This window comes from Microbacterium umsixpiens, assembly GCF_053543675.1.
The window spans coordinates 32,963-34,356 of sequence record NZ_JBLVOH010000097.1; the positions used below are offsets into that span (position 1 = coordinate 32,963).

The window sequence follows — 1,394 nt, forward strand, 5'->3', positions numbered from 1 at the left end:
CCGGGCCGCGTCACCGGCGGCCTGGGCCTGGATGAGCTGCCCGAAGGTGAACGGGCGATCCGGGATCTCGAGATCGACCTCGGTGCGCTCCAGGATCTGCAGGAACACGCCCTGCGCCGGTCCGCCCTTGTGGTACTGGCCGGTCGAGTGCAGGAACCGCGGGCCCCATCCGAATGTGGTGGGGCGACCCGAGTCCGCCGCGACGAGCTCGCGCAGGCCCTGGAGCTGCGGAACCTCGAGGCGGTTGACGTATGCCTGGATCGACACGTAGCCATCGGCGGGGAGCTGGGCCCAGAGCGCATCGAGCACACCTTCGACGGTGCCGGAGGCGGCGAGGGCGGTGTCGGACACACGCACCTCGACACCGTTCTCGACGAATGCCGGAGCAGTCGGCTCCGGACGGGCATCGAGAAGGCCGCGGGCGGCGATCTTCGCCGACTCCACGTCAGGCTGATCGAAAGGATTGATCCGGAGCAGGTGACCGGCGATCGCGGTCGCATACTCCCAGACGATGAGCTGCGCACCCAGGGTGCCGCTCACGAGGATCTCGCCCTCGTGGCGCTCGTGCAGGTGGAACTCGTTGGCGTCGTCGACCAGGCGGACGATCTGCAGGTCGGCGGGCACCGGGTCGAGTTCAGGAGAGACCGGGAGCAGGACCACCGGGAGGATGCCGGTGCCGTCCTTGCCGGTGGATTCGGCGATGAGCTGCTCGATCCAGTCCGGCAGACCCTTGATGTGCGTGCCGTCGGTGATCAGACCGAGCTTGTCGCGTCGCGGGTTCGTTGCGGCGATCGCTGCGCCGAGACGGAGCGCGGGGTTCTCGGCGGAGTCCACCGCGACCTCGAGCGAAGACGCTTCGGCTTCGTTCAGCAGCTCGTCGATGTCGACGCCGGCGAGGCCCGAAGGCACCAGGCCGAAAGCGGTGAGTGCCGAGTAGCGGCCGCCGACGTTCGGGTCCGCATTGAAGACGCGGTATCCCGCTTCGCGGGCCGAGACATCGAGCGGCGAACCCGGGTCGGTCACGACGACGATGCGCTCCACGGGGTCGATTCCGAGATCGCGGAACGCGGCCTCGAACGTGCGGCGCTGTGAATCGGTCTCGACGGTGGAGCCCGACTTCGACGACACGACCAGCACGGTGTCGGTGAGCCCCTCGTCGAGAGCGGCGAGCACCTGGCCGGGGGCCGTGGAGTCGAGGATCGTCAGCGGCACACCCGCGGTCTGCGCGATGACCTCGGGCGCGAGCGAGGAGCCGCCCATGCCGGCGAGGATCACGCGGGTGACGCCCTTGGCGTTCAGATCGGCGCGCAGGGCGACGATATCGGCGACGAGCGGGCGGGAGACCGAGACGGCCTCCACCCATCCGAGGCGCACGGCGGCCTCGGCCTCGGCGG

Annotated in this window: 1 protein-coding gene; it reads right to left on the reverse strand. The window is 69.8% G+C overall.

Annotated elements, in window-relative coordinates; all coding sequences use genetic code 11:
- Nucleotides 1-1,394, reverse strand: a 1,394-nt coding sequence (locus ACNPM4_RS09970; protein WP_448985548.1) for a glucose-6-phosphate isomerase, incomplete at both ends; no start/stop codon positions are given.